This window comes from Natronospira proteinivora, assembly GCF_024170465.1.
Classification (GTDB): domain Bacteria; phylum Pseudomonadota; class Gammaproteobacteria; order Natronospirales; family Natronospiraceae; genus Natronospira; species Natronospira proteinivora.
Map to the genome: position 1 here is coordinate 1,312,148 of NZ_JALJYF010000001.1, position 26,355 is coordinate 1,338,502.

General features: G+C 57.2%; 20 protein-coding genes. 4 read left to right on the forward strand and 16 right to left on the reverse strand.

All coding sequences use genetic code 11. The features are described 5' to 3' along the window. Nucleotides 1–82 precede the first annotated feature (82 nt). The 3 genes from J2T60_RS06180 to J2T60_RS06190 form a co-directional block, all read right to left on the reverse strand. The gene (locus J2T60_RS06180; protein ID WP_253446870.1) at nucleotides 83–961 is read right to left on the reverse strand and encodes a nucleotidyl transferase AbiEii/AbiGii toxin family protein; all 879 of its coding nucleotides are present in this window, start codon (nucleotides 959–961) and stop codon (nucleotides 83–85) included. Next, nucleotides 954–1,787, reverse strand: coding sequence for a type IV toxin-antitoxin system AbiEi family antitoxin domain-containing protein (locus J2T60_RS06185; protein ID WP_253446872.1), 834 nt, complete (start codon nucleotides 1,785–1,787; stop codon nucleotides 954–956). The genes J2T60_RS06180 and J2T60_RS06185 overlap by 8 nt, the downstream gene beginning before the upstream one ends. A 535-nt stretch (nucleotides 1,788–2,322) precedes the next feature. Further along, nucleotides 2,323–3,777 (reverse strand): Fic family protein, encoded by a 1,455-nt coding sequence (locus J2T60_RS06190; protein ID WP_253446875.1) that lies wholly within the window; start codon nucleotides 3,775–3,777, stop codon nucleotides 2,323–2,325. Nucleotides 3,778–3,967: 190 nt separating this feature from the next. Between J2T60_RS06190 and J2T60_RS06195 the strand changes: the two genes are divergently transcribed. Then, nucleotides 3,968–6,403, forward strand: coding sequence for a zinc-dependent metalloprotease (locus J2T60_RS06195; protein ID WP_253446877.1), 2,436 nt, complete (start codon nucleotides 3,968–3,970; stop codon nucleotides 6,401–6,403). A gap of 187 nt (nucleotides 6,404–6,590) precedes the next feature. On the opposite strand, the gene J2T60_RS06200 is transcribed toward J2T60_RS06195, so the two are convergent. The 3 genes from J2T60_RS06200 to J2T60_RS06210 all read right to left on the reverse strand — a co-directional run bounded on the left by J2T60_RS06200 (nucleotide 6,591) and on the right by J2T60_RS06210 (nucleotide 11,871). Further along, nucleotides 6,591–7,085, reverse strand: a complete 495-nt coding sequence (locus J2T60_RS06200) for a DUF4411 family protein (RefSeq protein WP_253446880.1) — start codon at nucleotides 7,083–7,085, stop codon at nucleotides 6,591–6,593. 2 nt (nucleotides 7,086–7,087) lie between these two features. Continuing rightward, nucleotides 7,088–8,245, reverse strand: a complete 1,158-nt coding sequence (locus J2T60_RS06205; protein ID WP_253446882.1) for a helix-turn-helix domain-containing protein — start codon at nucleotides 8,243–8,245, stop codon at nucleotides 7,088–7,090. Between the two features lie 131 nt (nucleotides 8,246–8,376). Beyond that, a complete protein-coding gene (locus J2T60_RS06210; protein ID WP_374728484.1) occupies nucleotides 8,377–11,871 on the reverse strand; it encodes a class I SAM-dependent DNA methyltransferase in 3,495 nt (1,164 codons plus the stop codon). A 532-nt stretch (nucleotides 11,872–12,403) separates the two neighbouring features. Here J2T60_RS06210 and J2T60_RS06215 point away from each other — a divergent pair. Continuing rightward, entirely contained in the window at nucleotides 12,404–13,852 is a 1,449-nt protein-coding gene (locus J2T60_RS06215; protein WP_253446888.1) for a ParB/RepB/Spo0J family partition protein, read from the forward strand. Here J2T60_RS06215 and J2T60_RS06220 read toward each other — a convergent pair. The 9 genes from J2T60_RS06220 to J2T60_RS06260 form a co-directional block, all read right to left on the reverse strand. Next, the gene (locus tag J2T60_RS06220) at nucleotides 13,842–14,693 is read right to left on the reverse strand and encodes a DNA adenine methylase (RefSeq protein WP_301288314.1); all 852 of its coding nucleotides are present in this window, start codon (nucleotides 14,691–14,693) and stop codon (nucleotides 13,842–13,844) included. The two genes, J2T60_RS06215 and J2T60_RS06220, sit on opposite strands and share 11 nt — an antisense overlap. A gap of 203 nt (nucleotides 14,694–14,896) precedes the next feature. Continuing rightward, a complete protein-coding gene (locus J2T60_RS06225; RefSeq protein WP_253446891.1) occupies nucleotides 14,897–15,436 on the reverse strand; it encodes a hypothetical protein in 540 nt (179 codons plus the stop codon). A 224-nt stretch (nucleotides 15,437–15,660) separates the two neighbouring features. Then, a complete protein-coding gene (locus J2T60_RS06230; RefSeq protein ID WP_253446893.1) occupies nucleotides 15,661–16,278 on the reverse strand; it encodes a hypothetical protein in 618 nt (205 codons plus the stop codon). 658 nt (nucleotides 16,279–16,936) lie between these two features. Further along, on the reverse strand, nucleotides 16,937–17,686 hold the full coding sequence (locus J2T60_RS06235; RefSeq protein WP_253446895.1) for a hypothetical protein: 750 nt from the start codon (nucleotides 17,684–17,686) through the stop codon (nucleotides 16,937–16,939). A 142-nt stretch (nucleotides 17,687–17,828) separates the two neighbouring features. Next, nucleotides 17,829–18,101, reverse strand: coding sequence for a hypothetical protein (locus J2T60_RS06240; RefSeq protein ID WP_253446898.1), 273 nt, complete (start codon nucleotides 18,099–18,101; stop codon nucleotides 17,829–17,831). A 61-nt stretch (nucleotides 18,102–18,162) separates the two neighbouring features. After that, nucleotides 18,163–19,209, reverse strand: coding sequence for a 2-oxoacid:ferredoxin oxidoreductase subunit beta (locus tag J2T60_RS06245; RefSeq protein WP_253446900.1), 1,047 nt, complete (start codon nucleotides 19,207–19,209; stop codon nucleotides 18,163–18,165). Nucleotides 19,210–19,420: 211 nt separating this feature from the next. Then, on the reverse strand, nucleotides 19,421–21,232 hold the full coding sequence (locus tag J2T60_RS06250; RefSeq protein WP_253446902.1) for a 2-oxoacid:acceptor oxidoreductase subunit alpha: 1,812 nt from the start codon (nucleotides 21,230–21,232) through the stop codon (nucleotides 19,421–19,423). 142 nt (nucleotides 21,233–21,374) lie between these two features. Beyond that, nucleotides 21,375–23,195, reverse strand: coding sequence for an FAD-dependent oxidoreductase (locus J2T60_RS06255; RefSeq protein WP_253446904.1), 1,821 nt, complete (start codon nucleotides 23,193–23,195; stop codon nucleotides 21,375–21,377). 159 nt (nucleotides 23,196–23,354) lie between these two features. After that, the gene (locus J2T60_RS06260; RefSeq protein WP_253446907.1) at nucleotides 23,355–23,879 is read right to left on the reverse strand and encodes a hypothetical protein; all 525 of its coding nucleotides are present in this window, start codon (nucleotides 23,877–23,879) and stop codon (nucleotides 23,355–23,357) included. Between the two features lie 281 nt (nucleotides 23,880–24,160). Between J2T60_RS06260 and J2T60_RS06265 the strand changes: the two genes are divergently transcribed. Beyond that, complete coding sequence (locus J2T60_RS06265) at nucleotides 24,161–24,775, forward strand: hypothetical protein (protein ID WP_253446910.1); 615 nt, start codon at nucleotides 24,161–24,163, stop codon at nucleotides 24,773–24,775. Between the two features lie 44 nt (nucleotides 24,776–24,819). On the opposite strand, the gene J2T60_RS06270 is transcribed toward J2T60_RS06265, so the two are convergent. Beyond that, nucleotides 24,820–25,584 (reverse strand): lipopolysaccharide kinase InaA family protein, encoded by a 765-nt coding sequence (locus tag J2T60_RS06270; protein ID WP_253446912.1) that lies wholly within the window; start codon nucleotides 25,582–25,584, stop codon nucleotides 24,820–24,822. Between the two features lie 138 nt (nucleotides 25,585–25,722). Here J2T60_RS06270 and J2T60_RS06275 point away from each other — a divergent pair, with 138 nt between their 5' ends. Beyond that, on the forward strand, nucleotides 25,723–26,340 hold the full coding sequence (locus tag J2T60_RS06275) for a TetR/AcrR family transcriptional regulator (RefSeq protein ID WP_253446915.1): 618 nt from the start codon (nucleotides 25,723–25,725) through the stop codon (nucleotides 26,338–26,340). Nucleotides 26,341–26,355 lie beyond the last annotated feature (15 nt).

Consider the following 26,355-nt stretch of genomic DNA (forward strand, 5'->3'; position numbering starts at 1 on the left):
AATACTGAAACGTCCGGCGGCCGAACCAATCTTGGAGGTGGGTGTCTTTGCTCTTGGTTCTTCTTAAGACAATACTCCCCGATCACCCATCCCATGGCAGAGAGGAATAGAAATCTCTTACGACACTGAACGCCTCATCAAAATCTGGCAATTCCCCTTCAACTTCATCCTGAAGCCGCGAATATTCCTTCCGCGATCGCTCGGCTATTTCCGGCTCATCTATGACCTCCCTCGTACACTCGACGCCGCGCGCATCGAATTTCTGGCGCATGGCCAAAAGGAGAAGCCTCATATCTTCCTCAGTTGTTAAGTGCCCTTTCCTTATCACCGAGTAAATATCGTATACTTCCTGACGACGAATTCGACCTCGCCTCGCTGCAGTTTGCTGAATCAGCGCTCTGTACTTTTCCGCAATTTGATCGTATAGGCTATATGCGATCAGTTGATCTTCGCCCAAATAAACTTGGGATGCGATGAAAGTGCTCTCATTGAAACTGAGGTCTATAGTTACCGTTCTCGCGCTATCCCTTCCCTGAATCATTCGCGTATATTGCTTTTCACCTTTGAGGGCGTAACCAACCCGAACTCGTAAGGTAGGAAAGGTCGCATCAGATCTTGGCGGTTTAATGACATGAGACTGAACCCGACAAAGCACATCTTCGTCAATACTGCGCCCAGCGTCTAGCGCCGCTACTAGCTCCTTAATCAGCAATTCCACATTCACTTCCTGCAGAGGCTTTTCGGTGGAGAAATCCACATCTTTGGTGTGTCGCCCCGTGTCGTAACCAAGAGCGAGCAGTACGCCTCCTTTGATCACCATCTTGCTCTGCAAGGAAGGCGAGCGAGAAATGGAGACTAGAATCACCCGCATCACACGGCGCACCGCATACTCTGCTGGGTCATCTGCCGCTGAATCTACCCAGCTATCTACATCAACGAGCTTACGCACCACCTCAGACATTGATCGATAACGCCCATCTTCTCGAAAACTCATCCGAGTAGTCGCCAGCCGGATCCAATTTTCTAGATCCGCCTCGAGTCACCTCTGAGGCCCATTGCTCCAATATCGGATGCCCCTTCAACCCAGGATTCGCTTGCTCTAGCAAATACCCAACTCGCGCCTGCTCAAGCTTGTTTCCATGAGTATGTAGCTCACTCAAAATCTGCTCGGAATAAGACCCAGCGTGCTCATCAAAAACCTCTATCACATGGTATATTCCGCCGCATCGATCTGGTTCGCGCACCATATCAAGAAAGCAGCGCCCCACCGTGGCTACTCGTACTTCACCATTTTCAACCCGCTTATAGGCTGCTTGGTAAGCCTGGTCTAGGCGGCTACTAGACCAAACGCTCAGAGGCCGTTTCCGGAACTTATCCATATTTAACCGATGATAAGCAGGCAACTTCGCATCCTGGTAAACAGACAAAAGGGCCCCCAAAGAATGCTCCAACCTAGCATTCGACAAAGTTCTCCAGAGTGCTTTCGATGGGCTGGTCAAGAAAATCGTCTTCGGCATCCGGTCCGTCAATCCATGCCAATCCATCGCGCTGAGATGGGAAATATAGCTAAATGGATCAAGCGAGCAGACTGCCCGCTCGACCTTCGGAAGGGCCCCAACACCAATCATATAACCGACAACCTTACGACCTTCGCGGTACCCCTCCAGAGCCCCGAGGGCGATTAGTTCATCTCTGAACTTGCGAAAATCCTTTCGTAATTCCGCACCCTCAATCGCACCGATATCGTCACCGGCTTGATGTAAACTCTGGACGAAACTGACCGCCAAATCGGCCTCCTGAACCAACGGCCGTTGAAGCAATCTCAGATTGTTTGCGAATTGCCGGAGACGAATACTAGAGAGTCTTGGCACGGAAAGACGACCCCCATGCGGTGGTTAATGTCCTAAGGACATTAACCACCGCATGGGGGTCTTGTCAAGCTCCCTGCAGAACATGAAGGATTTGGCCCGCCAATACATTGACTTTCCCAGAAAAACCAGCTAACCTCTGTCCTTAGGACAGAGGTTAGCTGGTTTTGCTTTGCAATCAAGCGCTTAGCCGAACTAACCACCGCGCACATAGTGGGCCCGGACCAATCCTACATATCTCATCCTCCGACACCAACAAGGTGGTGGCAGAACGATTCCGAAGGTCATTCCTCAAGGGGATGGTCTTCGCCAGAGCGCTGCCTCCGGAACCCGGCTAGCGAGGAACGACCAACACCTACTCAACTTCCAATACCTGCCGCCGAAGGCGGCTCACCGCTGACTGGATCAAGCTAGTTAGAGTATTGAGTGTCCTGGCGATTGGGTCAAAATGTCGTTACGTTTCATCAAAAGCGCCTTCGGCTCGCAGTTGGGCCAGCAGCTCGTCCCAATTGTTCAGCGATAAGTCTGTGGTAATTCGCTGTGCCCGGTCACAGATTGCAATCAGCTCATTGGGGTTTTGATCTCTGGAAAGCGCTCGCAAGGCCGCGACGTAGCGGTGACGATCGGCAGTGGTGACAATCAGGCGGGCCTGCCCGGCAGCACTTAACTCTGCGTTGGCAGTCAGCCGGGCCACGCGCCCGTTACCGTCGAGGAAGGGATGGACCTCATTGACGAGGAAGAGAGTAAAGACGGCTCGGGCGAAGGGATTCTCCAGTGAGTCCAGGTAGTCGTATCCCAGCGCCAGTGATCCCCTGACCAGGGCAGCGTCCATGAATGCATGGGCACCTGTGCTTACAGGTCCGCTCCTGAATTCACCGGGACGCCATTCCGGACGTTCCGCCATCAGAACTTGGTGCCGATCTCGAATCAGTGCCTGCAACTCGCGGCTGTCCTTTGGGATCGTGTCGACCAGATTGTGACGGGCGAGCGAGAATGTGCTGGTGATGTCGTGGCTGTCGGCGGCAGGCCTGCCCGGGATAGGGCCACCCCGGAAGACCAGATCCTGTGCTTCCTCGATCAGGAAGCGGGTCCCCTCAATGTAGTTCGAGAAGTAGGCTTCAATGAAGGCACGTCGATCGGCCTGGTCGGTGGTCTCCTTCATCGGCCGGGGTGGCACGGTAGTACGCCGTAATGCCTGCGCCAAGCGATCGAATCGATCCTCGGCAATCGGACAAACTGGGTGGTCCGCAGCACGTGAGAGTACCGCTGAAGCTGACAGGATCCCGCGAGATGAGCGATTCCCGACAATGGCGTCAATAATCTCGGCGAGCAATTGAGCTTCGCGCTCCAGCCCCAGCGCTTGACCGAGCCGGCCGGCCTGATTGCCCAGAGCCTCAAGCGCGCCAAATCCTTCTCGCAAGGCATAACGCTCACAGTGCGCCTGAACCCCTTTTCTGCCGAGTGCCCGGGGAAGCCCTTTTTGAGCTCGGGTGACGGTAAGGTTTTCGAGGAGCGCCCTAGGCGTTGACGCCCAGTAAAGGTCGCCGACGAAAGGTCTGTCGCCAGGCAGTGCCCCAGGCCCGGGGGCCAGTCGTACCGTGACGCCAGGTAGCGACACTGATTGGCGGTGTCGAGCACCGACCAGAAATATCTCGCCAGCGTTGACGGGATCGGCTTCCAGCGCTGAACGGTAGCCCACCACATAGCCCGGGTACTTGTGGGCCAGCACCCGCCAAAGCCTGGGAGAACGCAGGATATCGGCCGGTGGTTGATCGAGGATGGGCGTATAGATCCCGGGCGCGATACGTTGCAGTTCTCCAGCCTGAGCGGCCCGGCGCAGCCGCTTGTCCTGCGTCGCATCGCCGGTCGCGAAGAGCAGATCACCGTCTGATGTGTCCATCTTCGTCATTCTTGTGCCCTAAGTGATTGCCAATCTGTCCGGTATTATCCTTTTTCTAGCTAATTAAGTCCACAAACCTCTAATTAGAAGCCTACCCGCTCAAGCAACACGCTAGAACGGCAGCCGATCTCTGAATTTTCGGTGCCAGACCGGATGCGCTATGCTCGGTACCTTTCGTGAATTGCTGGAGGGCGCCTCAATGAGCGCATTGCGTTGGATGTTTGCTGTGACCTGGCTGGTCGCGATGATCTTCTCGGCCCCGGTATTGGCGGGCGATGCGGACGATGCCATGCTGCCGGTGCATTACCAGCCCGACAGCGGCCAAGTGCTGCTGGAAGTACGGGACCTGGATGAGCCGCTGATCTATTCGGTCAATCTCGCCGCCGGCCTGGGGACCTCCGCCCCCCTGCTCGACCGGGGCCAGATGGGCAACGAGACCCTGGTGCGCTTCAAGCGTCGGGGGGATCGGGTGCTGCTGGTGGACGAGAATACCGGCCACCGGGCCCTGGGCGACAACGAACACCTACAGCGCTCTGTTGAGCAATCCTTCCCGCGCTCGGTACTGGCCGCCTTCCCGATCGAAGAGGAACGCGACGGCGCCCTGCTCGTCGATGCCACGGAATTCTTCCTCTCGGATATGTTCGGGATTGCCCAGCGCATCAAGGGCGCCGAGCTCGGCCAACCGAGCCTGGATTCGGACCGCAGCTACATCGAGCCCGACCACACCGACGCCTTCCCGAAAAACAGCGAGATCCGCTCGGTGCTGACCTTCGCCGTGGATGAGCCGTCTTCCGAACTGGCTCAGCACGCCCCCGACCCGCGCTCGCTCACCTTCGAGCAGCAGCACAGCTTCCTGCGCCTGCCGGATGACGACTACCAGCCCCGGGAGTTTCACCCGCGGGCCGGCATCTTCCCGCACGTCTTCTTCGACTTCGCCCAGGGCCATGACAGCGACTACCGCCAGCGCTGGCTGTGGCGCTGGCGCCTGGTGCCCTCCGACAAGGACGCCTATCTGGCCGGCGAGCTGGTAGAACCGGAAGAGCCCATCGTCTTCTACATGGACCCGGCCATCCCCGAGCCCTACCGCAGCACCTTCATCGAGGGCAGCCTCTGGTTCAATGAAATGTTCGAGGCGGCCGGCTTCAAGAATGCCCTCCAGATCAAGGACCTGCCCGAGGGCGCCGACCCCATGGACATCCGCTACAACATGATCCACTGGGTGCACCGGCGCGAGCGCGGGCCTTCCGTCGGCCCCTCCCACAAGGACCCGCGCACCGGCGAAATCATCCACGCCATCGTGCGCATGGACTCCTTCCGCTCGCTGGTCAATCACGACATATGGATGGGCTTCCGTCCGGCCGCCGGCCCCGATGGCCTGGCACAGTCCAGTGAGGAAATGGCCATGGCCCGGCGCCTGCAGCACACCGCCCACGAACTGGGCCACGCCCTGGGTCTCGCCCACAACTTCATCGCCGCCACCCACGACCGGGCCTCGGTGATGGACTACCCCGTGCCCCTGGTGCATCTGGACGAGGACGGCCACCTGGACATCGCCGAGGCCTACGCCCCCGGCCCGGGCCCCCACGACAAGCTGGCCATCCGCTACGCCTATACCTGGTTCCCGGACGAAGAAGCCGAGCGCGAGGGCCTGGCCGAAATCATGCGCGAAGCCCAGGAGGACGGGCTGCGCTTCATCACCGGCGGCGCCGCCCAACCCCACGGTAGTTTCCCCGACGCCAGCGTCTGGGTTGAGGGCAATGACATGCTCACCGCCCTGGACCGCACCCTGGGCGTGCGCCAGGCCCTGATCAACGCCTTCGACGAGCGCGCCCTGGACGATGGCGAGCCCTACGCCTTGCTGGACAAGCGCTTTGCCCACGTCTATCTCCATCACCGCACCGCACTACAGGGCGCGATCAAGTATCTGGGCGGGATGGAGTTTGCCTATGCACTGAAAGGCGAGGAAGTGGAACCCACCCGGCGCATTCCGCCGGAGGAACAAAGCCAGGCCCTCAGTCGCGTCCTCGACACCCTGCAAACCGAGCACCTGCGGGTCCCGGACAACATCGCCGAGCAGATCGCCCCCACCCCCTTCGGCTGGGACTGGAACGGTGAAGACCGCCTGTTCACACCCAACACCGGCCCGGCCTTCGACCCGCTCTACGCGGCCCACAGCCTGGCCCAGGAAACCGTGGACGGCCTCCTGCACCCAGAGCGCTTCAATCGCGTGGTCTCCTTCCACGCCCGCAACAACGACTTCCCGGAACCCGGCGCGGTACTGGACCGCCTGGTGGACACCGCTTTCACGCACAATCCAAATGCCGCCGACAACGATCCCCAAGACCCCCAGGACCCCTACCTGGTCCGCATCGTCCAGCGCGCCGTGGTGGACGGCCTCCTGGACCTGGCCGGCCACGAGCAGACCGGCAGCGAAGCCCGGGCCCTGACCGAAGCGCGCCTGAAACAACTCAAAGGGGAACTCAAGGACGGCTGGCTAAGCCTCGGCCGCGACCGCGACCCGGCAACCACCGCCCACCGGGCCACCCTGCGCCGCGACATTCAGCGCTATTTCGAGGGCGACGACGACCCGCAGAAGCGACCGCGCCCCGAGCCGATTCCCCTGCCCTGGCCGTAACGCAGCGCACCGCGCCGGCGGGCATCAGCCCGTCGGCGCGGCTTTACTTTCAGAAGGCCCCAAACCAGCCGGCCCAAGCCATCTCATACCCGAAAAGGACCGATTTGGAGCCAGGTAGGGAGGTGGGTGTCCTTGAGGCTCGTGTTCCTGGGTTCCGTGATTGGTGTCCTGGTGATTGGTGGTGGGATTAATTAAATTGGACCTCTAAAGCCCTTAGCATGGTGAAAACATTCTCGTATGGCACCCCGAACTGAATACAGACATCAGGCAGCTTAATCTGATTTCGCGACTCGGGCCGCGATTCTTCCAGTGTGACAACAACGCAACCGTACACATATGCGTAGGCCACAAGCCAGCCATCAGCACCGGTGGCAAATTTAGCCTTGGCAGCATCAAAATACTGCGCATTCCGTTGGGCCCACATCATCACATCTGTATAGGCTGTCGCCACATCGCCTTGGCGGGTGCTCAAGAAAAAACTGTCGGGCACTAGATTATTAATCCAGCTGACCAAATCATCATCCTCTCGTCCTTGAAGCAACTCCATTCGATTCCGATCCAGGCTATAAACCCGTTCCGCCTGATGTCTCTCCAACAAGCTCGCCCAGAACCCCGGGCAAAGATCAAATGCGTAGTAACTGTTTTTAGCGGTGATCAAAACATCGGAATCAATAATATACATATTCAGGGGAGCTCCATCCCTAGACGGCGTGCATACTCTTGAAATGCACCGCCATTTAATCCCGTCAGATCATAAGCCTGCTTGAATCCGATCCGCCCCTCTTTAGCGGCACGAACCACCTGAGTAGCAAACATCTTGCCAACACGCGTGTTCTGATTATTATAGAAATCGCCTCCACCACCAGTCGCCTGTTTTTGTCTGCGCTCCTGCCGGATATACTCTTCATAAAAAGTGAAGAAATACTTGCGATCGACCAAACGCAAATCCATGGCCCGCCGACCAACCACGATGGGACTAACCTTGAACTGGCGTGCCAACAGCTCAAATGGGGTTTCATCACGGCGTACATCAGGCCAAGTAGCGCGAAGCTCTGCTTCGGGTACTAGGAACTCGGCAGCCGCGCGATCACAAAAGGTTTCAACTGCGCCACCGTCGGGGAAAATCCCTGGAAAACCAGACAATCCGGACCCCTCTGAACCCAGCCAGAGGTGGGCTAACTCATGCACTAGAGTAAACATCTGTGCGGACTTGGCATCCGCACCGTTGACAAAGATCAACGGCGCATAATCATCGCTAAGGGCAAAACCTCGAAATTCCTCCACATTTAGTACACGACGAGTATTATTGCCCACCACACCATTGACCACGGCCATCACACCCACCGCCTCAATTGCATTGCGCAAGGCGCTAACAGCGTCCTGCCAGGTGCGTACGGTCGCCGCCCAACCATCTTCCAAATTGAGGAACCGGCGAATTTCACGGCCAATGGCTGCTGGATCGTCACCCAGGTTGGCACTACCGATGAACTGAAGCGGATCTGTCTCACACTCTAAACGGCTTTCCCGCAACCAAGCCTGACGCCGCTGCATCGCATAAATTGTATCAACCAGATCTGGGCTGGCAGCGTGCAACTGCTGATTCTGCAGCGTGCGGAAATCCGGGATAGGCATGGGAATCTGTGGCGGCTTGGGGAGAAACAAGTAGCCGAAAGGTACGCGGGTCGCGTTGGCAAACGCTTCTAGTTGCTTAAATGTGGGGTACACCTCGCCCCGCTCCCATTCGGGGAGCTTGGGAAATCGGTCCGCAAGCGCAGCCACATCCAGATGGGCGCGCTCGCGCGCCCATTGGACCACTTCTGGGCTCACAGCGATGCGGGTCATGGTTTTACCTCTGTCGGCATTATAGCTGCTGAAGCGCCTAGAAATCTCCTCCTATCATAGGATTCTGACACACCGATCCGGGTCATTCCTACACCGGTCGGAATCACCGCTGTCATTCAGGTCACCTGAAGTCATTTCAAGTGCCAGGTATCCCCGTCGCGCCAGGCCTGGCCGAGGACTTCCAGGGCGCCGAGGACCTGGTTGATGGATTTGCTGGGTTTGCGTTTGAACTGGCCGGCCAGCGTGTCGGCGGTCTGGGGGCCGATGGCCAGGAGGCGGCGCACTGCTTCGACCTGGTCGGCCATGGCTTTGGGCCAGGTGGGCTTTTTCGCGGGTTCGGCGGGCGCTTTGCTCGGAGCACCGACGCCGGGCTCTAGGGCCGTGGTGGTCTGGGTGGCTTCGGGGGCCTGGTACTCGGGCCGTAACCAGCGGACATGGCCTTGAGCTTCTTCGGCGGCTCGTTCGGCGTTTAGATCGACGAGGCGGCTGAGCAGCTCTTCCTCGGCTTCGGCCTGGTCGGCGGGCTTACCCGGCAACGGAGTAGTGGCGCCAGGGTGGCCGACGAGAGCATCAGCAAGGTCGCTCCAACCATAAGCCTCGAAGACCGCTCGGTCGAGGTCGTCGTGCAGTTCGCGCAGCAGGGAGATGAGGCCCTGCTCGTGGATGGTGCGTTCCTTGTCGGTCAGTGGTTCTTCGGCGCGCAGCTTTTCCAGTACATTGTACATGCCGGTAAGGGTGAGATCCGGGTGTTCGGCCTGGCGCCCCTTGCGGTGGGCGTCGATGCGTTCGGCGAGGTCGCCGATGATGGCGGCCTGCTGGTCGTCGAGCTCGGGGAAAGGGAAAGTGTCGAAGCTGCGCCCTTTTGCATAAACAGGGTCATTACCGACGCCAAGACTGCCTCCTGTCGCTAATGCCCACCGTGTATGTAGGCGTGAGGAGAGAACAGCCAGGATGTCAGCCTGTGAAGTGCCGACCGTAACGAGTTTCTGGTCAGGAATAACACCGCTTTCAACAAAAACAAAGACGCGGTGTTTTGCGGTCATTGTGGTAGCGATGTATCTAGTTAGCCCATCGATAGAGCGCCGTGTTGCTGGCACTGGCTCGCCGAAGACCCACCAGTTCTTCCGGTAGGTGGCACGCTTGTTTTGGTCGCGTTCGGGTTTTACTCGATCCTTTACCCACTGGTAGAGCTGTGGGAACTGCTCTCGGACTTCACTCAGACTGAGTCCAAACAGATCGATGATGAATACATCTCGAGGCTTGTGCATGATATCGCGGCCATTCAGGTAAGGTTGAATGGGAACATCATTGCCTGCCACATGATTAAGGCCCAAGGAGACCGCTTCAGCCCTACTAACAACAAACCCCATGCCGATTGGTTGCACCCCACGGAAACAAAGTTCTGAGTTGGAGAGTAATGGTTTAGCGCCAGCGATGTTGGCACCGACGCCCAGATCCGAAAATAACTTGCCCGCCTTGCGGCTTAGTTCCACAGTGCGGGCATCGTCGCCAGTATCGCGTTCGGCAAGGACATGCTGCAGGGTGCCGGGCTGGTCTCCGGCCACGCCGACGGTCATTGCGATGCGCACGGCGGCGCCGTCGGCGCTGTCTACCCAGGGGTGGTCGGGAATCGCGAAGACCAGCGACAGAGGTTTCTTGCTGTCGTTCAGGTGTGGTTCGAGTACGCGGCGGTTGAAGGTCTGGCGCAGGCTATTGGTGGTGATAAAGCCGAAGCGCTGGGCCTCTCCCTTGCGGACTTTTCCGGCAGCGATGTGCCACCAGTACATGACGAAGTCGGCAGAGTCCGGAACGATACCTTTGAATACCTTGCGCACGGCGTCCACATAGCCGTCGCCCAGTGCGCGGCGCATTGTCGCGGCGCCAATGAACGGCGGGTTACCGACGATGAAATCGGCTTCAGGCCATTCGGTGCGGCGCGGGTTGCTGTAGTGGTGGACGAGGGTGCGGGCGCTCTCGTCGGGGATGAGTTCGCCAGTAGCGGGGCTCTTCTTGTAGCTGATGCCGTCCCAGATGGTCACGGGCTCGCCGTGGTCGTCGGTCATGGGTTCGCGGCTGCCGTACTCGATCAACGCGTCACGGCATTCGATGTTGTGAAAGTCGCGGAGGATCGGTTCGGGCAGGTTGAGATTGCCATGCAGACGGTAGTGCCATTGGAGGTAGCCAATCCACAGGACGATTTCGGCGATGGCGGCGGCGCGTGGGTTGATCTCCAGGCCCAGGAACTGGTGGGGGTCCACGGTAAGACCTTCGGTGTCGAACGTGGACTGGCCGGCGCTCAAATCTCGGATCAGGTTAAGGACTTCGCCTTCCAGACGCTTTAGGTGCTCCAGCGCCACATACAGAAAGTTCCCGGAGCCGCAGGCTGGGTCGAGCACGCGGATCTCCCGCAGCCGCTCGTGGAAGCCCCGCAGTTCTTTCAAAGCCTTGTCACGCTTACCCTGTTGCAACCAGGCTTCGGCGGCCACCTGTGCGGTGCTCCATTCGGCGCGTAGGGGCTCGATGATCGTGGGCATGACCAGGCGCTCGACATAGGCGCGCGGGGTGTAGTGGGCGCCGAGCTTGTGCCGTTCGCGGGGATCCAGCGCACGCTCAAGCAGAGTGCCGAAAATGGCTGGCTCGACAAAGCGCCAGTCCGCCTTGCCGGCACGGACCAGCAGGCCGATCTGTTCGGCGTTGAGCGGTATCGGATCGATATTCTCGAACAAGCCACCGTTGAAGCACTGCACCTTGTGCATCAGCTGGCCTTCGTAGCCACCCGTCTTCATGGTCTCCCAGAGCGAACGCATCGCGTCCGGGAAATGCTCCGGGTTCTCCTGCAACCGCTCCAGCAGGCCGGTGAAGCTGCCACGCGGCAGAAGCTCCACATCCTCGGAGAACATGGTGAACAGACAACGCTTGAGGAAGTGGGCGACGCGCTCGACTTCGTAGCCGCCCTGCTCCAGGGATTTCGCCAACTCAGCGAGCTGCGCGCTGACTTCGCGGGTAACCCGGGCGGCGTGCTTGCTGGCGTCAAGCTGGTCAGGCTGGGTCCAGAGCAGGTACAGACGCTGCTGGATCTCGGGCTCGCGGAGGTCTTCCAGCCGGATGCGGTGTCGGCTCGGGTCCGGATACGGGACATAAGTCCCACCTGATCGGGAAAACTCGGAGTAGAGCTCCAGACTGCGGCCGACATCGGTGACGACGATGAACGGCGGGCGCCCTTCATCGCGGGGCAGCGCGCGCACGTAATGGTCGGCCTGATTCTGGGCGGCCAGCATGGCCTTGTCCCAGCCCTGGGTATCCAGGCCCTTGCCAGTCTGCTTGGCCTCCAGCACAAAACAACCACGCCGATAGAGATCGATATAACCCCGGTTCTCGCTACCATCCGGATTACGGATCGTGACGCGCCGCTCGAAAACATAGGCGTTCTCGCGGGTCTGATCACTGGCCGGCTCAGGCTGCGGCAGCCCCAGCAGGGCGCAAAGCTCGGTGAGGAAAAGCTGATAGTTCGCCCGCTCGGTGCCGCCGGTGTCACGCCAGCGCTCGATAAACGCCTCTACCGCCTCGGCGGTGGCAATGGCGACTGGCTCAGATTCCGGGGAGACAGGCAAACTGACGGGGTTCATATCCATGATTATCGGGACGCTTCCGTTTTTCTAGCTACTGTACAGGGAGTGGAAAGAATTGTCTTTTCCGGCCGAACTCAGGGACATACATCCAGAGCCCGGCTAGCCAAACAAGACCACCCACACTCAATCGGCCCAAGCTGCCGCCAAAGGCGGTTCTCCCCTGCCTGGAGCAGGCGAAATACTGCCCTCGCCTCCCCGAAATGCGGCAAGAACCGGCCATATTGCTTCCGGAGCTCCCCGAACCAGGCTTCTCAAGTCACATCACCAGCGAAAACGACCGATTTGGCGCCATCAGGGAGGTGGGTGTCCTCGTGTGTTGCGTCTCAAGTCACATCACCAGCGAAACGACCGATATGGAGCCTGCCGGGAGGTGGGTGTCCTCGTCGGTTTTCGTCCTTGTGTTTCTCACCTACATTTTGCATGCTAAGCGTTTTGGCCTATTCTGACATGTATCCGTTGGCATCCCTCTTCACGTTCTGAATACACGATCATACCCTTCAGTTTGGCCAAGCCCTCAAGGAGCTGAGCAATGGACGAAGCCAATCCCAACAACAGCCATTTCTACCGAAAAACCATCCGAATCGCTGACTTGGAGCTTGACCCGGAAAATCCGCGAATAAGCTTACGCCCAGGAGAGGACGAACGCCGCTGTATAGAACGATTAGCACACACTGAAGGTCCTGCGCTATTAGCACTTTGTCGAGATATCGCTGAAAATGGCCTAGGGATTGACCCTATAGTAGTAAGTCGCGACAACGATCAGTGGCTCGTACGAGATGGGAACCGGCGCGTAACTGCATTGAAGTTACTTAACAACCCAGATCAATCACCACCTGAGCTAGCGACACAAGTTCGCCGGGCCAGAGATTCAATCACGGAGATACCAAAAGAGATTCAGTGCGATATAAGCGAAAATGAAGATGCCATTATTGAACATATAAGCAGACAACATCGTGGTGCTGGGAGCGGTGAAGGACTCCGCCAATGGGAAGCCGTCGAACGCGCACTCTTCGAGCTCAGATATGACTTACGAAGCCAAGACGCCCTTTCAGCAAAAGTCCTGCGCTATGCGAGCGAGCACGAACTTACCGCAATCCCCTCTAATTTCCCCATCACAACATTAACGCGATTCCTGACGAGAGAACGATTGGCGAAAATCGGTTTCAAGAATATCGACAGCCACCCTCCCGTACTTAATCAGTCACGCGATACCGTTCATCAACGCATTAGAAAGATTATTTCTGATCTTTCAACTGGGCGAGTAAACGTTACAAGAAACACAGATAGTGATAGCGACTCATTTTCAATGATGCACACGCAAGACCAGACTAAGTATCTCGAAGAATTACTTAGCATTGGATCTCCGGAACTCTCTGGCCAGACTGAAGACCCTGAAACATTAGACAACCCCCAACAACGCACAGATAAAACCGGTGCTGAAGACTCGTCAAACTCCCATTCCAATACTGATACCGGATCCAACAAGCCGCCCACCGGAACAAGAAAGTCAAGCTGGGAGCGCAATCACATCACCAAACCGATAAGACACTACGGACTCCCCGAGATACCTAGAGAGCACCAGAAAGCACGAGACGTGCAAGCTGAACTAACCAAGATTAATTTAAAACACACGCCTATGGCGGCCGCAGTGTTAGTTCGATTGCTAATTGAACTTACTGTTGAGCACTATGTACAAACTAACAACCTTGGTGGTGCCGCAAAAAAGGAAGCTGGGAATGGAAAAGTTGGCCTGGGGCATCGACTAATCGCATCGGCTAAGCATATGAATAAAAACAACATTCTCGACCGGGAAAAAACGGATCTCACCATCCAGCAAGCCAACAAAGAACAAATGTCGCTGCATACCCTGAACAAAGTTGTTCATAGCGAATATTTCTTTGAGGGTAAGGAGTCTCTCAATAAGTTCTGGGATAACCTTAGGCCTTTCTTGCGGGAATGCTGGAAGGCTAGCGCTTAGAATAAGGTGGTGGATCAAGGTCTAGGCCTTTTGTATAAATTAATTCTGTTGCATGACGTCTAGAACTATTATTAGCGGTGTAATATATACTAAAACGACCGCCCTTGGCCCAATGATACAGATCTTCAATCTCTGGAGTGTCATCATATGTCACTACCCACGGATACTCTATATGCTTAACAAATTCCGCTATTGATTCGTGATCACCGTGCTGATAGGCATTACGATACAGACCCCCACCTTTCGAAAAATACGGCGGGTCTAGGTATACGAGTCCAGGGTCGCTATTCGCGGCCGGCAACTGAGTAAGGAAATCAAGAGCATCTAAATTAAAGAGGCATATCCTATTGCTATATCGGCTCACAAGTTCAATTCGCTCAGAAATCGTCTTTTTGTTGAAACGTGCATCTATCTTCCACATCCCCGCTTGAGATCGGCCACCAACGACCCCTCCCGACAGTATCCCGGATCTACTTGTTCGGTTTACATACAAAGCGGCAAATCCGACATCAACCGTGGAATGCCTTTCTATCGAGTTAAGCACACCAACTTGCTTGTCGCGCTCCTCAACAGTTATAGGCGCCTGCCACAATAGACTAATCAACTCATCAGGAAAATTAAGAACCGATTCCCAGAATGCGTATACTGCCGGATCGATATCATTTATGTACACCTTCCTCACATATCCACCAAGCAAAAGATGCAAGGCTACTCCAGCACCACCAACATAAGGCTCTGCGTACCATCCACCGGAAAGGTCATTTGCACGCATGATTTCTGCCATCCATGCGCCAAGGCGACCCTTCCCCCCTGGATATCGGAGCGGACTATAGAATGGCATAAACTCTCATCATCCTATGATTTTAGGGACACCGAACGGCGTTAGGCCGCCGTACAATTTCTAAGACAATATTACCAGAAGCGATCAATACATATCAGGTGCCGTAACGTCGAGAACAAATAGGACGAAGCAGAAAGTTTAGCGGGTTATAACAACTCGGAGCGGCAGGTGTACTTGTACGTTAATCGCTAGCAATTGATGTTCTAATGCAACATTTTCGATTTTTCTTCTTTCATTTCTTCCCAAGGGATATTATGTAACTCTTCAGAATCATCAGCCACGATGTCCTCCACACACAGAGCCGCAAACCAATGAGGCAAAACTCTGCCTTTCGCGTAATCCCGTCTTAACTTCTTCGTTACTCGGAAATGCTCAATTGTATGCAATTTCTGCTTCCCACCCCACTTGGCGACATGCCCAAGCTCATTTAACATTACTGGGTCAGATATCGATTCAAGATAATCGGCTAGAATCTCCCCATAGCTGCCTCCACCATGTAGACGCGGTTGGATCAGCGCAGTAAGCACATCGCCCTTAACTACTCCAGCCCTATCTCGAATAGGATTTGGTATCTGGTCAACTCTCGTATGCAACTCATCCAGCATAGCACTCTGTTGTTCGAGCAAGGCCATCAAACTATCGACCTGCTTTTGACGGTTGTCACGAACGAGCCACCAAAGGATCATTATCCCTGGCGCCAATATCAGAATCACAAGTGTTGCCACAGTGGTGTACATAGTCACTACTACTCAATTTTGTCCAATATCTTCTTCAAAAGATCCGTATTGCTTTTGTTAACCTCTACAAGCTGATTTTTTACAAGCAACAACTCCGGGGAGCCACCTCGAAAGTCTCTAATAAGATCCCTTAATAGGCCTACAAAAGTGTTAACAACCACCGTAAGAGAGACAGTAACCCCACCAAGTTGTATCAAGCTCGCCGTTTCCACAGAAAACACCTCTCTCGGTTACTTAGATGGTGAACCTAGATGCAAGAGTTGCGTTTCGGCACGGGCGATCTTATCCTTCAGCTGCTTGAGCTCTTTCCTCGTCAACGCGAACGTGACCGATGATTTCTCGCGCTCTGACGTGATGTACTCTAGACTCATCAAAAAACCCGCAACCATACGATTATCGTTTTCTGAAACCGGAACAAACATTGGTCGTAAATCAGAAGAGAGATATGCGGCGCCAAAATCGAGCGCGCGCACATCGAGAGCATCTTGTTTTTCTTCTTCCGAAAGACAGAAGAATTTCCGGAGCTCGTCATGATCCTCGATATCTTCTTCGAGCAAAGCCCCTATTTCACTCACGACCTCACTTGGATCATGCTCTTCCTTCGTCAGGCGAGATAAAATCAAATTCGCGATCATATAAATGCTGAACACTTCAGCATCATCCATTTGATACTTGCTAGCTAACTCTTCCAACCGCGTCCCAGAAGGCTTACGCGGCTGCGCAATATCATTGCCCCGTAGCTCCCAAAGAAGCTCAACTGGTGCTTCCTTGAAGCGCTGGAGATCTTTCAGAAACGACTCATCCGACCTTAATGGCTCAGGAATCAAATGATCTTCTCGCGTTGTCAACAGCTTCGCTCCTTCTAACCTCTATTGCGTAATCTACGCGGATATCGACAGAACTTTTCCGTGCACAGCCCAAGGTGGCCCACCTGACTCCGGAGATTACCCAAATTCAGGTCGGCGACCTAGTCAGGTTCTTGCAGTAGGCAAATAATACTCCAAGACTATCGCCAAGCACTGCAAGCTTACAATACTTATACATTCTATATTAGACACCCCAAATAACCAACCTCTATAGAAAGCGCTTTTTCCTGTTAGAACAGATAGTTATACGAGCTTAGTCGCTTCCAATATGTATTCTCTGCTTTATCAGTCATTGCCCCACTCCCTCGGAATTCGACCGCCCAGCCGCAGTAATATCGAACTAAGCAAAACCGCCTCACAGACCATTGCCATAGTCTAGTGCCCAACTTCCATTGCAACTCCCAACCCGGACCTGCACGAGAGCTGGATCTCTTCCTCTAGACCGCAAGTTCCTCCGCGGCTATCTGGCTATCAAGGTGCATGTCCTCATTCGTTTAGTGTGGTGACTCTCCGTACCCACAGTCACTCTAAGGACCAAACTCATTGGCGGAGTGAGCCGTCCCCCTTATCCCACGCGCAAAAGCTTCCGCTGCTCCCACTGTTGGCTGCAAAGCCTCGCTAGGCAATAGCAATACGGCTATCAAGGAAGCCTCTTGAGATCGTAAAGCAGAGCCACCTCTGGGTGCACCTGCCGTGTTGTCTCTCCTAACTCGATTCGCCGCTCAACAGCATACGCGGTAACACTTGCGGTAACAGCCAACCCACCCGCTAGGACGGATCCGACTGGCCCAGCAACTAACGCACCCACCGTAGCTGCCGATGAAACTGCCGCCAACTGTTTCGGTTGAATGAATAACTTCGCTGTACCGACCATCGTCTGTAGCCCGTGCTTCTCAATAGCCCATTCATAATCCGCCAACATCCTCGCAATCGAATCGCTAGCTTCTAGCTTCGATGTTGCAGCCAATCCGCTATGCAGCCATTGCCTGAAAGCTGCATACTTCCAACGTGCTTGTTCATCGCTGCGAAACTCCATAACCTGCTCCCACTCCAGTCCTTCTTCTACAACCACTGGAAGCCCCTCCAACGCAGCCTGGAGTACGTAGTGTTTACCTCTGTCAAGGTGAGGCTCGATCCGCTCGCTCGAGTCGAGAACAGGAACGCAGGTAACACCCTTTTCCCTCCATACAGCCTCCACCGCCCTCAAATAATGAGCAAAATTTTCGAGCTCCGCATTGAGCACGACCGGACAGATAGTCCGAATGCTAGCCGGCGTCTCGTACTGTCTAATATTAGGTACGCAAAGCATCACTTCATCGAAAAGAAGCGCAGCCCGCTTCGCGGTATCAAGATGCGTTATCCCGCAGGTCTTGTTATAAGTTTTCCGCATACGTTTCGGCTCTCAAATGCCACCAGTCGCCATAAGTCGCCGCGTGAATTGAGGGTCCACGTGCCAAGCGCGCAAACTTGGTGGCCTTTCTAGGCCCATCACCACCCTTCTTCGACGTAATGGCGTGGCCATGTTGGACCGCTCACACTGCCTCGTCGAGGATCACGCCCGCAGCGATTTTTTTGGCGATGTCCTCGACCGAATCCTGCACCGTTGTAAAGCCTGCAAGGTCTGGCAAGATCCCACTGTACTTTTTCACATCGTCGAACGTAACATTATGTAGGACAGGGATCAGAATACTCTTGCCCAGCAATGTACCGAGCTCCCTTTCTATCCAAAACCGCCCCGTGAGGTAGGCTGGCGTGAGCAGGAAAACTCCTGATCGGGCCTTCTGTAGGCCCGCGCCCATCTGCATACTGGCATCATATGTCCAATGTGATACCGAGCGTTGCTGATTGCTGGCATGGCTCGTTAAATCACCGACACCCCCCCTGAAAAGCCTCCAAAACCCCAACCGGATCCCCAACCCCATCCACCCCAGTTAAACTCCTAGCAGGCAACTTCCTGCCACCCTCCTCATGCTCCTCCGAATTCACATACAACAACCCAGTAACAATCTCTTGCGCCTCCCGATGCCGCTCCAGATACCCAATAGCCGCCGCCCGATTGGTCGGCTCATGATCCACATCAATCTTCCTCAGCACGATGGTCGAGCCATCATGCAATTCAATCGGCATGGCCCTGCCCTTCTCGTATTCCACCTTGATCTCCTCCCGGGGCGGGATGAAATCGGTATGAATGGCCGGATGGAAGAACTCCCGGGTATGGGCGTAGCTCTTGGAGCTGCCCTGGTGGTCATTAAAGGCCACACAGGGGCTGATCACATCGATTAGGGCGAAGCCGTTGTGTTTTAGGCCGGCCTGGATGAGGGGGATGAGTTGTTCTTTGTCGCCGGAGAAGCCTCGGGCGACGAAGCCGCAGCCGAGTGTTATGGCGGTTAGGACCGGGTCGATGGGTGGGTTTTCGTTGACCTGGCCGTATTTGGCTTTACTGCCCACATCGGCGCTGGCGGAGAACTGGCCTTTGGTGAGGCCGTACACGCCGTTGTTTTCGATGATGTAGAGCATGTTTACATCACGGCGGATGGCGTGGGCGAATTGGCCGAAGCCGATGTTGAGGGAGTCGCCGTCGCCGGAGACGCCGATGAAGTGGAGTTCGGGGTTGGCGGCCTGGGCGCCGGTGGCGATGGAGGGCATGCGGCCGTGGACGGCGTTGATGCCATGGGCTTCGCGCAGGAAGTAGGCCGGGGTCTTGGAGGAGCAGCCGATGCCGCTCATCTTGGCGACCCGGAAAGGCTCGATGTCCAGGGCCCAGACGGCCTCGATCAGGCCGGCGGTGATGGAATCATGGCCGCAGCCGGCGCAGAGGGTGGACATGCCGCCTTCGTAGTCTCGGGTGGTTAGGCCGAGTTTGTTTTTGGGGAGGTTGGGGTGGTGGATTTTTGGTTTGGTCATGAAGCTCATGGGGTGGCTCCTGGAAATTCTGGCTCACGCGAAGGCGCTAAGACGCTAAGGGTTAAGGAAATCCCCCTCTGTCTCCCCCTTCCGAGCAGAGCTCGCAAGGGGGAGGACCCTGTAGCTGTGTTTGGGTCGCGGATGAATCCGCTCCTACGGGGGGTGTGTTGGGCTTTTATTCTTGGCGCCTTTGCGTCTTGGCGTGAGGAATCATTGGCTTTTAGCATGCCTCGGCCTCCTGGCAATAATCCGTGATGGTGGATTCTATGTGCATGGAGGCGATGGGGAGGCCGTTGTAGTGGAGGATGGAGACGAGTTTTTTGGCGTCGGCGTCGAGTTCGGCTTGGAGCATGCACTTTAGTTGGGCATCGCGGTTTTGTTCGATGACGAAGATGGTGTCGTGTTCGTCGATGAAGCGGCGGATGTGGTCGGTGAAGGGGAAGGCGCGGATGCGGCAGTAGTCGAATTCGGTGCCCTTCCCTTTCAGATTGTGCCGGGCTTCTTTGACGGCCAGATCGCAGGAGCCGAGGCTGATGATGCCGGCCTTGACGGGTTTGGATCGGGCGTAGTCGATGTAGGGGGCCGGGATGTGGTCCTTGGCGGTATCGAACTTGCGGCGCAGGCGGTCCAGGACGCGCTGGTATTCGGCGGCGTCTTCGGTGTAGGTGGCGTGTTCGGAGTGGCCGGAGCCGCGGGTGAAGTAGGCCCCCTTGGGGTGGACGCCGGGGAGTGTGCGCTGGGGGATGCCGTCGCGGTCCGGGTCCTGGTAGCGGCCGTAGCGGCCTTCCAGTTTGTCCAGGTCTTCGGCGGAGAGCACCTTGCCCCGGTCGGGTTGGTAGCTCTCATCCCATTTCAGTTCCGGGACCATCCATTCGTTCATGCCGATGTCGAGATCGGAGACCATGAAGACCGGGGTCTGGAAGCGCTCGGCCAAGTCGAAGCTCTTGATGGAGAAGTCGAAGGCTTCCCGGGGGTCTGCCGGGTAGAGACAGATGTGGCGGGTGTCGCCGTGGCCGGCGTAGGCGCATTCATTGATGTCCGACTGCTGGGTGCGGGTGGGCATGCCGGTGGAGGGCCCCACCCGCTGGATGTCGAAGATCACCGCCGGGATTTCGGTGTAGTAGCCGAAGCTGACGAATTCATTCATTAGGCTGATGCCGGGCCCGGAGGTGGCGGTGAAGGCGCGGGCGCCCATCCAGCCGGCGCCGAGCACCATGCCGCAGGCGGCCAGTTCGTCTTCGGCCTGGATGATCTTGTATTGAGGGGTGCCGTCTTCATCGTGGCGGTGCTTGGCGCAGAAGCTGGTGAAGGCATCCATCACGCTGGTAGAGGGGGTGATGGGGTACCAGGCGGCCACATTGGCGCCGGCGAGCATGGCGCCCAGGGCGGCGGTGGTGTTGCCGTCGACAATGACATGGCCTTTGGTCATGTCGGCTTTTTTGACGTGCAGGGGTAGCGGGCAGTCGTAGTGTTTTTTGGCGTAGTCGTAGCCGATGTGGACGGCTTCCATATTGGGTTCGACCAGCTTGGCTTTCTTCTCGCCGAAGGTTTCCTTGAGCAGTTGTTCGATGATGTCGAGATCCAGGTCCAGCAGGGCGGCCAGGGCACCCACATAGGCGACGTTTTTCATCAGGATGCGGGTGCGGGGCTCGACGAAATGATGGTTGATCATCTCGGCCAGGGGCACGCCGATGACGGTGATGTCGTCGCGGGTGATCTCGCGGTGGCGGGGCCAGGTGCTGTCGTAGAAGAGATAGCCGCCGGGGGCCAGTTCGGCCTGGTCCTTGGCGAAGGTTTCGGCGTTCATGGCCACCATGAAGTGGACCTGGCCGGCGCGGGTGAGGTGGCCGGGGTCGGTGACGCGGATTTCATACCAGGTGGGCAGGCCCTGGATGTTGGAGGGGAAGTAGTTTTTGCCCATCACCGGGACGCCCATGCGGAAGATGGATTTCATGAGCAGGGCGTTGGCGCTGGCGGAGCCGGTGCCGTTGACGGTGGCGATTTTTAGGGTGAAGTCGTTGACCTTAGGCATTAAGAACCCTCAATTACAATCGGGGCACGTAGGAGCGAATTTATTCGCGATTGGGTCAGAAACCGCCATCGTGCCCTCCGAGAGCCGGTCGCGGATGAATCCGCTCCTACGGGGGTTCGTTTGCATTTGGCTTCTATGGTCATCAGGCGCGTTTTTTGTCGGGGGTGCGGGCGGCGACTTCGTCGCTGACTTTGGGGATGAAGACTTCGCCGTGTTTCATGTCCCAGGCGGCGGTGGGGCAGCGTTCGGCGCAGAGGCCGCAGTGCACGCATTGGTCTTCGTCTTTGATCATGTGGCGTTTGGTCTGGGGTAGCTTGGCGGAGACGTAGATGTCCTGGTCCGGGTTGTTGGCCGGGACCTTGAGGCGGCTGCGGACGGATTCTTCTGATTCTTCTTCATCGATGTGCAGCATGGTGAGGCATTGGGTGGGGCAGATGTCGATGCAGGCGTCGCACTCGATGCACTTTTCGTTGAAGAAGATGGTCTGGATGTCGCAGTTGAGGCAGCGCTCCACTTCCACTGCCCACTCTTCCTGGCCGAAGCCCAGTTCCACTTCGATGTTCACATTCTTGAAACGTTTTTTCATGTCCACGTGAGGAACCAGGCGGCGTTCCTCGGGGGCGTACTGGTTGGAGTAGGCCCATTCGTGCTGGCCCATTTTGACGGTGTGCACATCCACGGCATTGGGCAGGCGTTGGGTGATGTCTTCGCCGTTGACGTATTTGTGGATGGAGATGGCCGCCTCGTGGCCGTGGCGCACAGCCCAGATGATGTTCTCCGGGCCGAAGGCGGCATCGCCGCCGAAGAAGACGCCCGGGCGGGTGGACTGGTAGGTGATCTTGTCCACCAGGGGCACGTCCCATTCATTGAATTCAATGCCGATGTCCCGCTCGATCCAGGGGAAGGCGTTTTCCTGGCCGATGGCGAGGATGACGTCATCGCAGGGCAGGAAGATTTCATTGATGACCTTGCTCTTCTGGCGGCCGTCTTTTTCGAAGTACTCCAGCACCTCGAAGGTCATGCCCTTGAGTTGGCCGTCTTCCATGACGAAGGCCTTGGGGGAATGACAGGTCATCAATTCCACGCCTTCGTCCAGGGCGTCTTCCAGTTCCCATTCCGAGGCCTTGAGCTGGTCGCTGGGTTTGCGGGCCATGACACGGACATCATGGGCGCCCAGGCGCAGGGAGGTGCGGCAGCAGTCCATGGCGGTGTTGCCGGCGCCGATGATCAGCACCTTCTTGCCGATGGATTCGATGTGCTCAAAGGCCACCGATTCCAGCCAGTTGATGCCGATATGCACCCGGCCCGTGTCTTGGGCCTCGTCGCGGCCTTCCAGCTTGAGGTCCTTGCCGCGGGGGGCGCCGGCGCCGACGAAGACGGCGTCATAGCCCTCTTCCAATAAGGCCTTCATGGATTGGATGGGGCTGTTCAAGCGCAGGTCCACATCCATGTCCAGGATGTTGTCGATCTCTTCATCCAGGACATTGGGGGGCAGACGGAAACGCGGGATGTTGGAGCGCATCAGGCCGCCGGTGACATCCAGCTTTTCGAAGATGGTGACTTCATAGCCCAGCGGCGCCAGGTCATTGGCAACAGTCAGCGAGGCACAGCCGGCGCCGATGCAGGCGATCTTTTTGCCGTTTTTCTTTTTCGGGGCCTGGGGCAGGCGCTCGGCAATGTCGTCTTTGAGGTCGTAGGTGACCCGTTTGAGGCGGCAGATAGCCACTGGCTTTTCATCGTCCACCCGGCCCCGGCGGCAGGCCGGCTCGCAGGGGCGGTCACAGACCCGGCCCAGAATGCCCGGGAAGACATTGGAGTCCCGGTTGAGCATATAGGCGTCGGTGTAACGGCCCTGGGCGATGAGGCGGATATAGCCGGGGACATCGGTGTGTGCGGGACAGGCCCACTGACAATCCACGACCTTGTGGAAATAGTCAGGGTGGTAGGTATCAGTCGGTTTCATGCCGCGCTCCGGCAGTGGCGGGCAAACGTCAATGTGCCCCTTCTCTCTAAAGCTAGCCCCGCCGGGGGCGGCGGTCAAGCACGCCCCGCCGTGACGGGGCATCCATTTAGCGGGGCATTACGGCCGATGCGTGATGATCAAACCTCCCTGGCGCGGTACTCAGCCCTGCCTGGATATAGCCGGTTCCGCCTGCGCCAGCATCCACAGGTCATCCCGGTCCACGGCACGATCAAGGAGTTGCTTGTATTGAATCAATTCCCGGCGGGGCATCACTTTCATGCGCAGGTCGAAGGGCTCTCGCAATTCATATTGGGCGAGATCTACTTCCAGGGGGTGCCATTGGCCTGTGTCAGCACGCTGGATGTATGTATCACTGGCGCTGCCAATCTCAATCACTATTCCCTCTATTACGAACTGGGCATAGACCACATCCCACTGCCCGCCCACATGACGATCAAGGGGCTTGCTTTGATACGCCTGCCATTCCCGGGCGATCTCATGTAAATCGCTTTCCGGCACCAGCAGGTCGATGTCATTCAAGGGGCGCCAGGCGCCGTGGGCGATGGCCGCCAGGCCGCCCACGATCAGATAGTCTACCTCCCGGTCCCAAAGCATGGATAGCAGCTGGACAAGCGCCTCCCGGATGCCGGCTTCCCGCTGTTTCGACGTACTCAAATCGTCCATATCACTCTCCGTCTTCCTGGCCCTCCTCGGCCAGCAAAATCACTGATGCCCGGAACCAACACAGGCAACAAGAAACAGCAACCAGCCCGGCGACAGCTGATGGTGACTCCCCGTTTCAGCATTCGCCTTTCGCCCGATATAGCGTAATAGCTCGGTAGAACAGCGATGTTATCTCATGGCCAGCGCTTGTCAAGCGCCGATCTTCCCAATAAGCGAAGGACACATGGCCAAACCGCTCCCGAATACCTAGGATGGTGGCTCACCGACATTGGAGACTGCCCATGGGATTGCCAAAGCGCTTGCTCACCCCCGTCCTTCTGACCACCCTGCTCATGACGGGCCCGTCGCTGGCCGGCCCGGAGACACTACCCGAGGAGCAGCAGGCCTTCTGGGAACGATTCCAGGATTTATGCGGCAAGGCCTTTGCGGGCGAGATTTCGGATGTGACGCCCTATTACGAGGACGGCGTGGTGGACCGGGAGCTGCGCATGCAGGTGATGGAGTGCGAGGAAGATCGCATCCACGCCCCCTTCCATGTGGATGACAACCATTCCCGTAACTGGATCCTGACCATCGTGGACGGGACCATCCGCCTCAAGCACGATCACCGCTATGAGGACGGCACGGAAGAGGACATCAGCCAATACGGTGGCGATGCTCCCACCCCGGGCCTACCCACCCGCCAGATCTTCCCGGCCGATGAACACACCGCCGAGATTCTGCCCAAGCGGGCGGACAACTTCTGGTTCTTCGATTTCGTGGACGAGGACACCCTGCAATACGGGGTCCACTGGCCCAAGTACGGCCATTCCATCCGGGTGGAGTTTGACCTGTCGGAAACCATCCCCGCCCCGCCCCGGCCGTGGGGGTATGAAAATGACTCGCCAGACCGCTAGCAGACGACAAGCCCTCTGCTTGATTGGCCCGCCCTGGCAGACCGTCAGGCGGGCCGGAATTCCTCAAGCAACTGGGCCAGCGGCTCAAGCTGCTCCGGTTTGAGTTCGGCTGCCTGCTGAAATGCCGTCAGGAAGGCCTGGCGCATTGCCGGGTTGTCCTCGCCCAGGAGATGTGCGGGCAGCTTTTTCATGCTGTGCTCGATATGGCGGCGCAGGCGGTTGAGCAAGGCCGATCGGGGAATAATAGGCACGGGATAGAGCCCTTCCAGATCGATCAAGGCGGCTTCGGGCGTATCGCTATCCGACCATTGCAGGATGAAGTTGTGGCTCGCCGGGTCCTGGTGGTGGACCCGATGCTTGTACAGTTGCCCGAACAATCGGCCCATGGCGCCGGCGACCCGGGCGATTTCTTCATGGCTGCGTTTTGGATCGGCCAGCCAGAGATCCAGGCGATCTCCCTGCACTTCCCGGGTGGCGACGAAACTGGCCGAGGGCTGGGAATCGGTGGATGACAAGCGCCCCCAGGCCACCGGCTCGGAATGGGGAATACTCGCTTCACTGAGAATGCGAGAGACCCGCTCCACGTGGCGGGCGGGCCGCAGGCGGTTGCGAACGCGGGTACGCAGGGTGTGGCCGGGCATGACCTTGATGAAATAGTGGGCACCGGAGGGGCAGCGAACCCGCTCCACCAGGCCTCGGCCCTTCGCCTTCTGGCGCAGACGCAAGGCCTTTTGGCGGAATCCGCCGGGGTCACAACGATCAAGCACACCCTGGGAAAAGCGTTTCAGACAGCCGGCATTCTCCAACATGGTAGTCTCCTCGGTGCCGAGCCCGGCGATTCGGTCCGGCGCCGGGCTCGAAGCGCCTGTTGACAGGCTTTCGGGGAGAAGCAATTATACGGACTGACGAGTCCGTCCGCAAATATTGACAGGATGAACGGTTTCGCCATGCATGAAAAAAAGCCACGGGTGAGAAAAAGCAGCGAGGAAAGAAAGCGGGAGATCCTGGCCGCCGCCCAGTCAGAATTTGCCAGGGTCGGTTACCGCTGTACCGATGTTCAGAACATCGCCGATGCCGTGGGTGTTGGCAAGGGCACCATTTACCGCCATTTTCCCTCCAAGGAGGGGCTGTTCCAGGCCGCTGTTACCCAGGCCCTGGATGAGCTCAAGTCTGCGGTGGAAAGCTCGGTTGCCGATCTGAGCGATCCGCTGGAGATTCTCCGAACGGCCTTGTGCCACTACCTGACCTACTTCGCCGCCAACCCGGATCTGGTGGAGCTGTTCATCCACGAGCGGGCGGAATGCGGGCAGGCGGTCAAACCGCTCTACTTTGTCCGAACGGACCGGGAGCAAGCGGACTGGTCGGCCCTGTTACAGCAGCTACAGGCACAAGGGCGGGTGCGCCAGGATCACGATTGTGAACAGCTGAGCCGGATTCTGGGGGAAATGCTCTATGGCGCCGTACTCAGCCACCGCCTTTCCGGCTCGCAAACCTCACTGACGGAGAAAGGCCCGGTCATTCTGGACATCTTCCTCAACGGCATCATGGAACCCGACTGCCAATAGATTTCTTCCCGACTA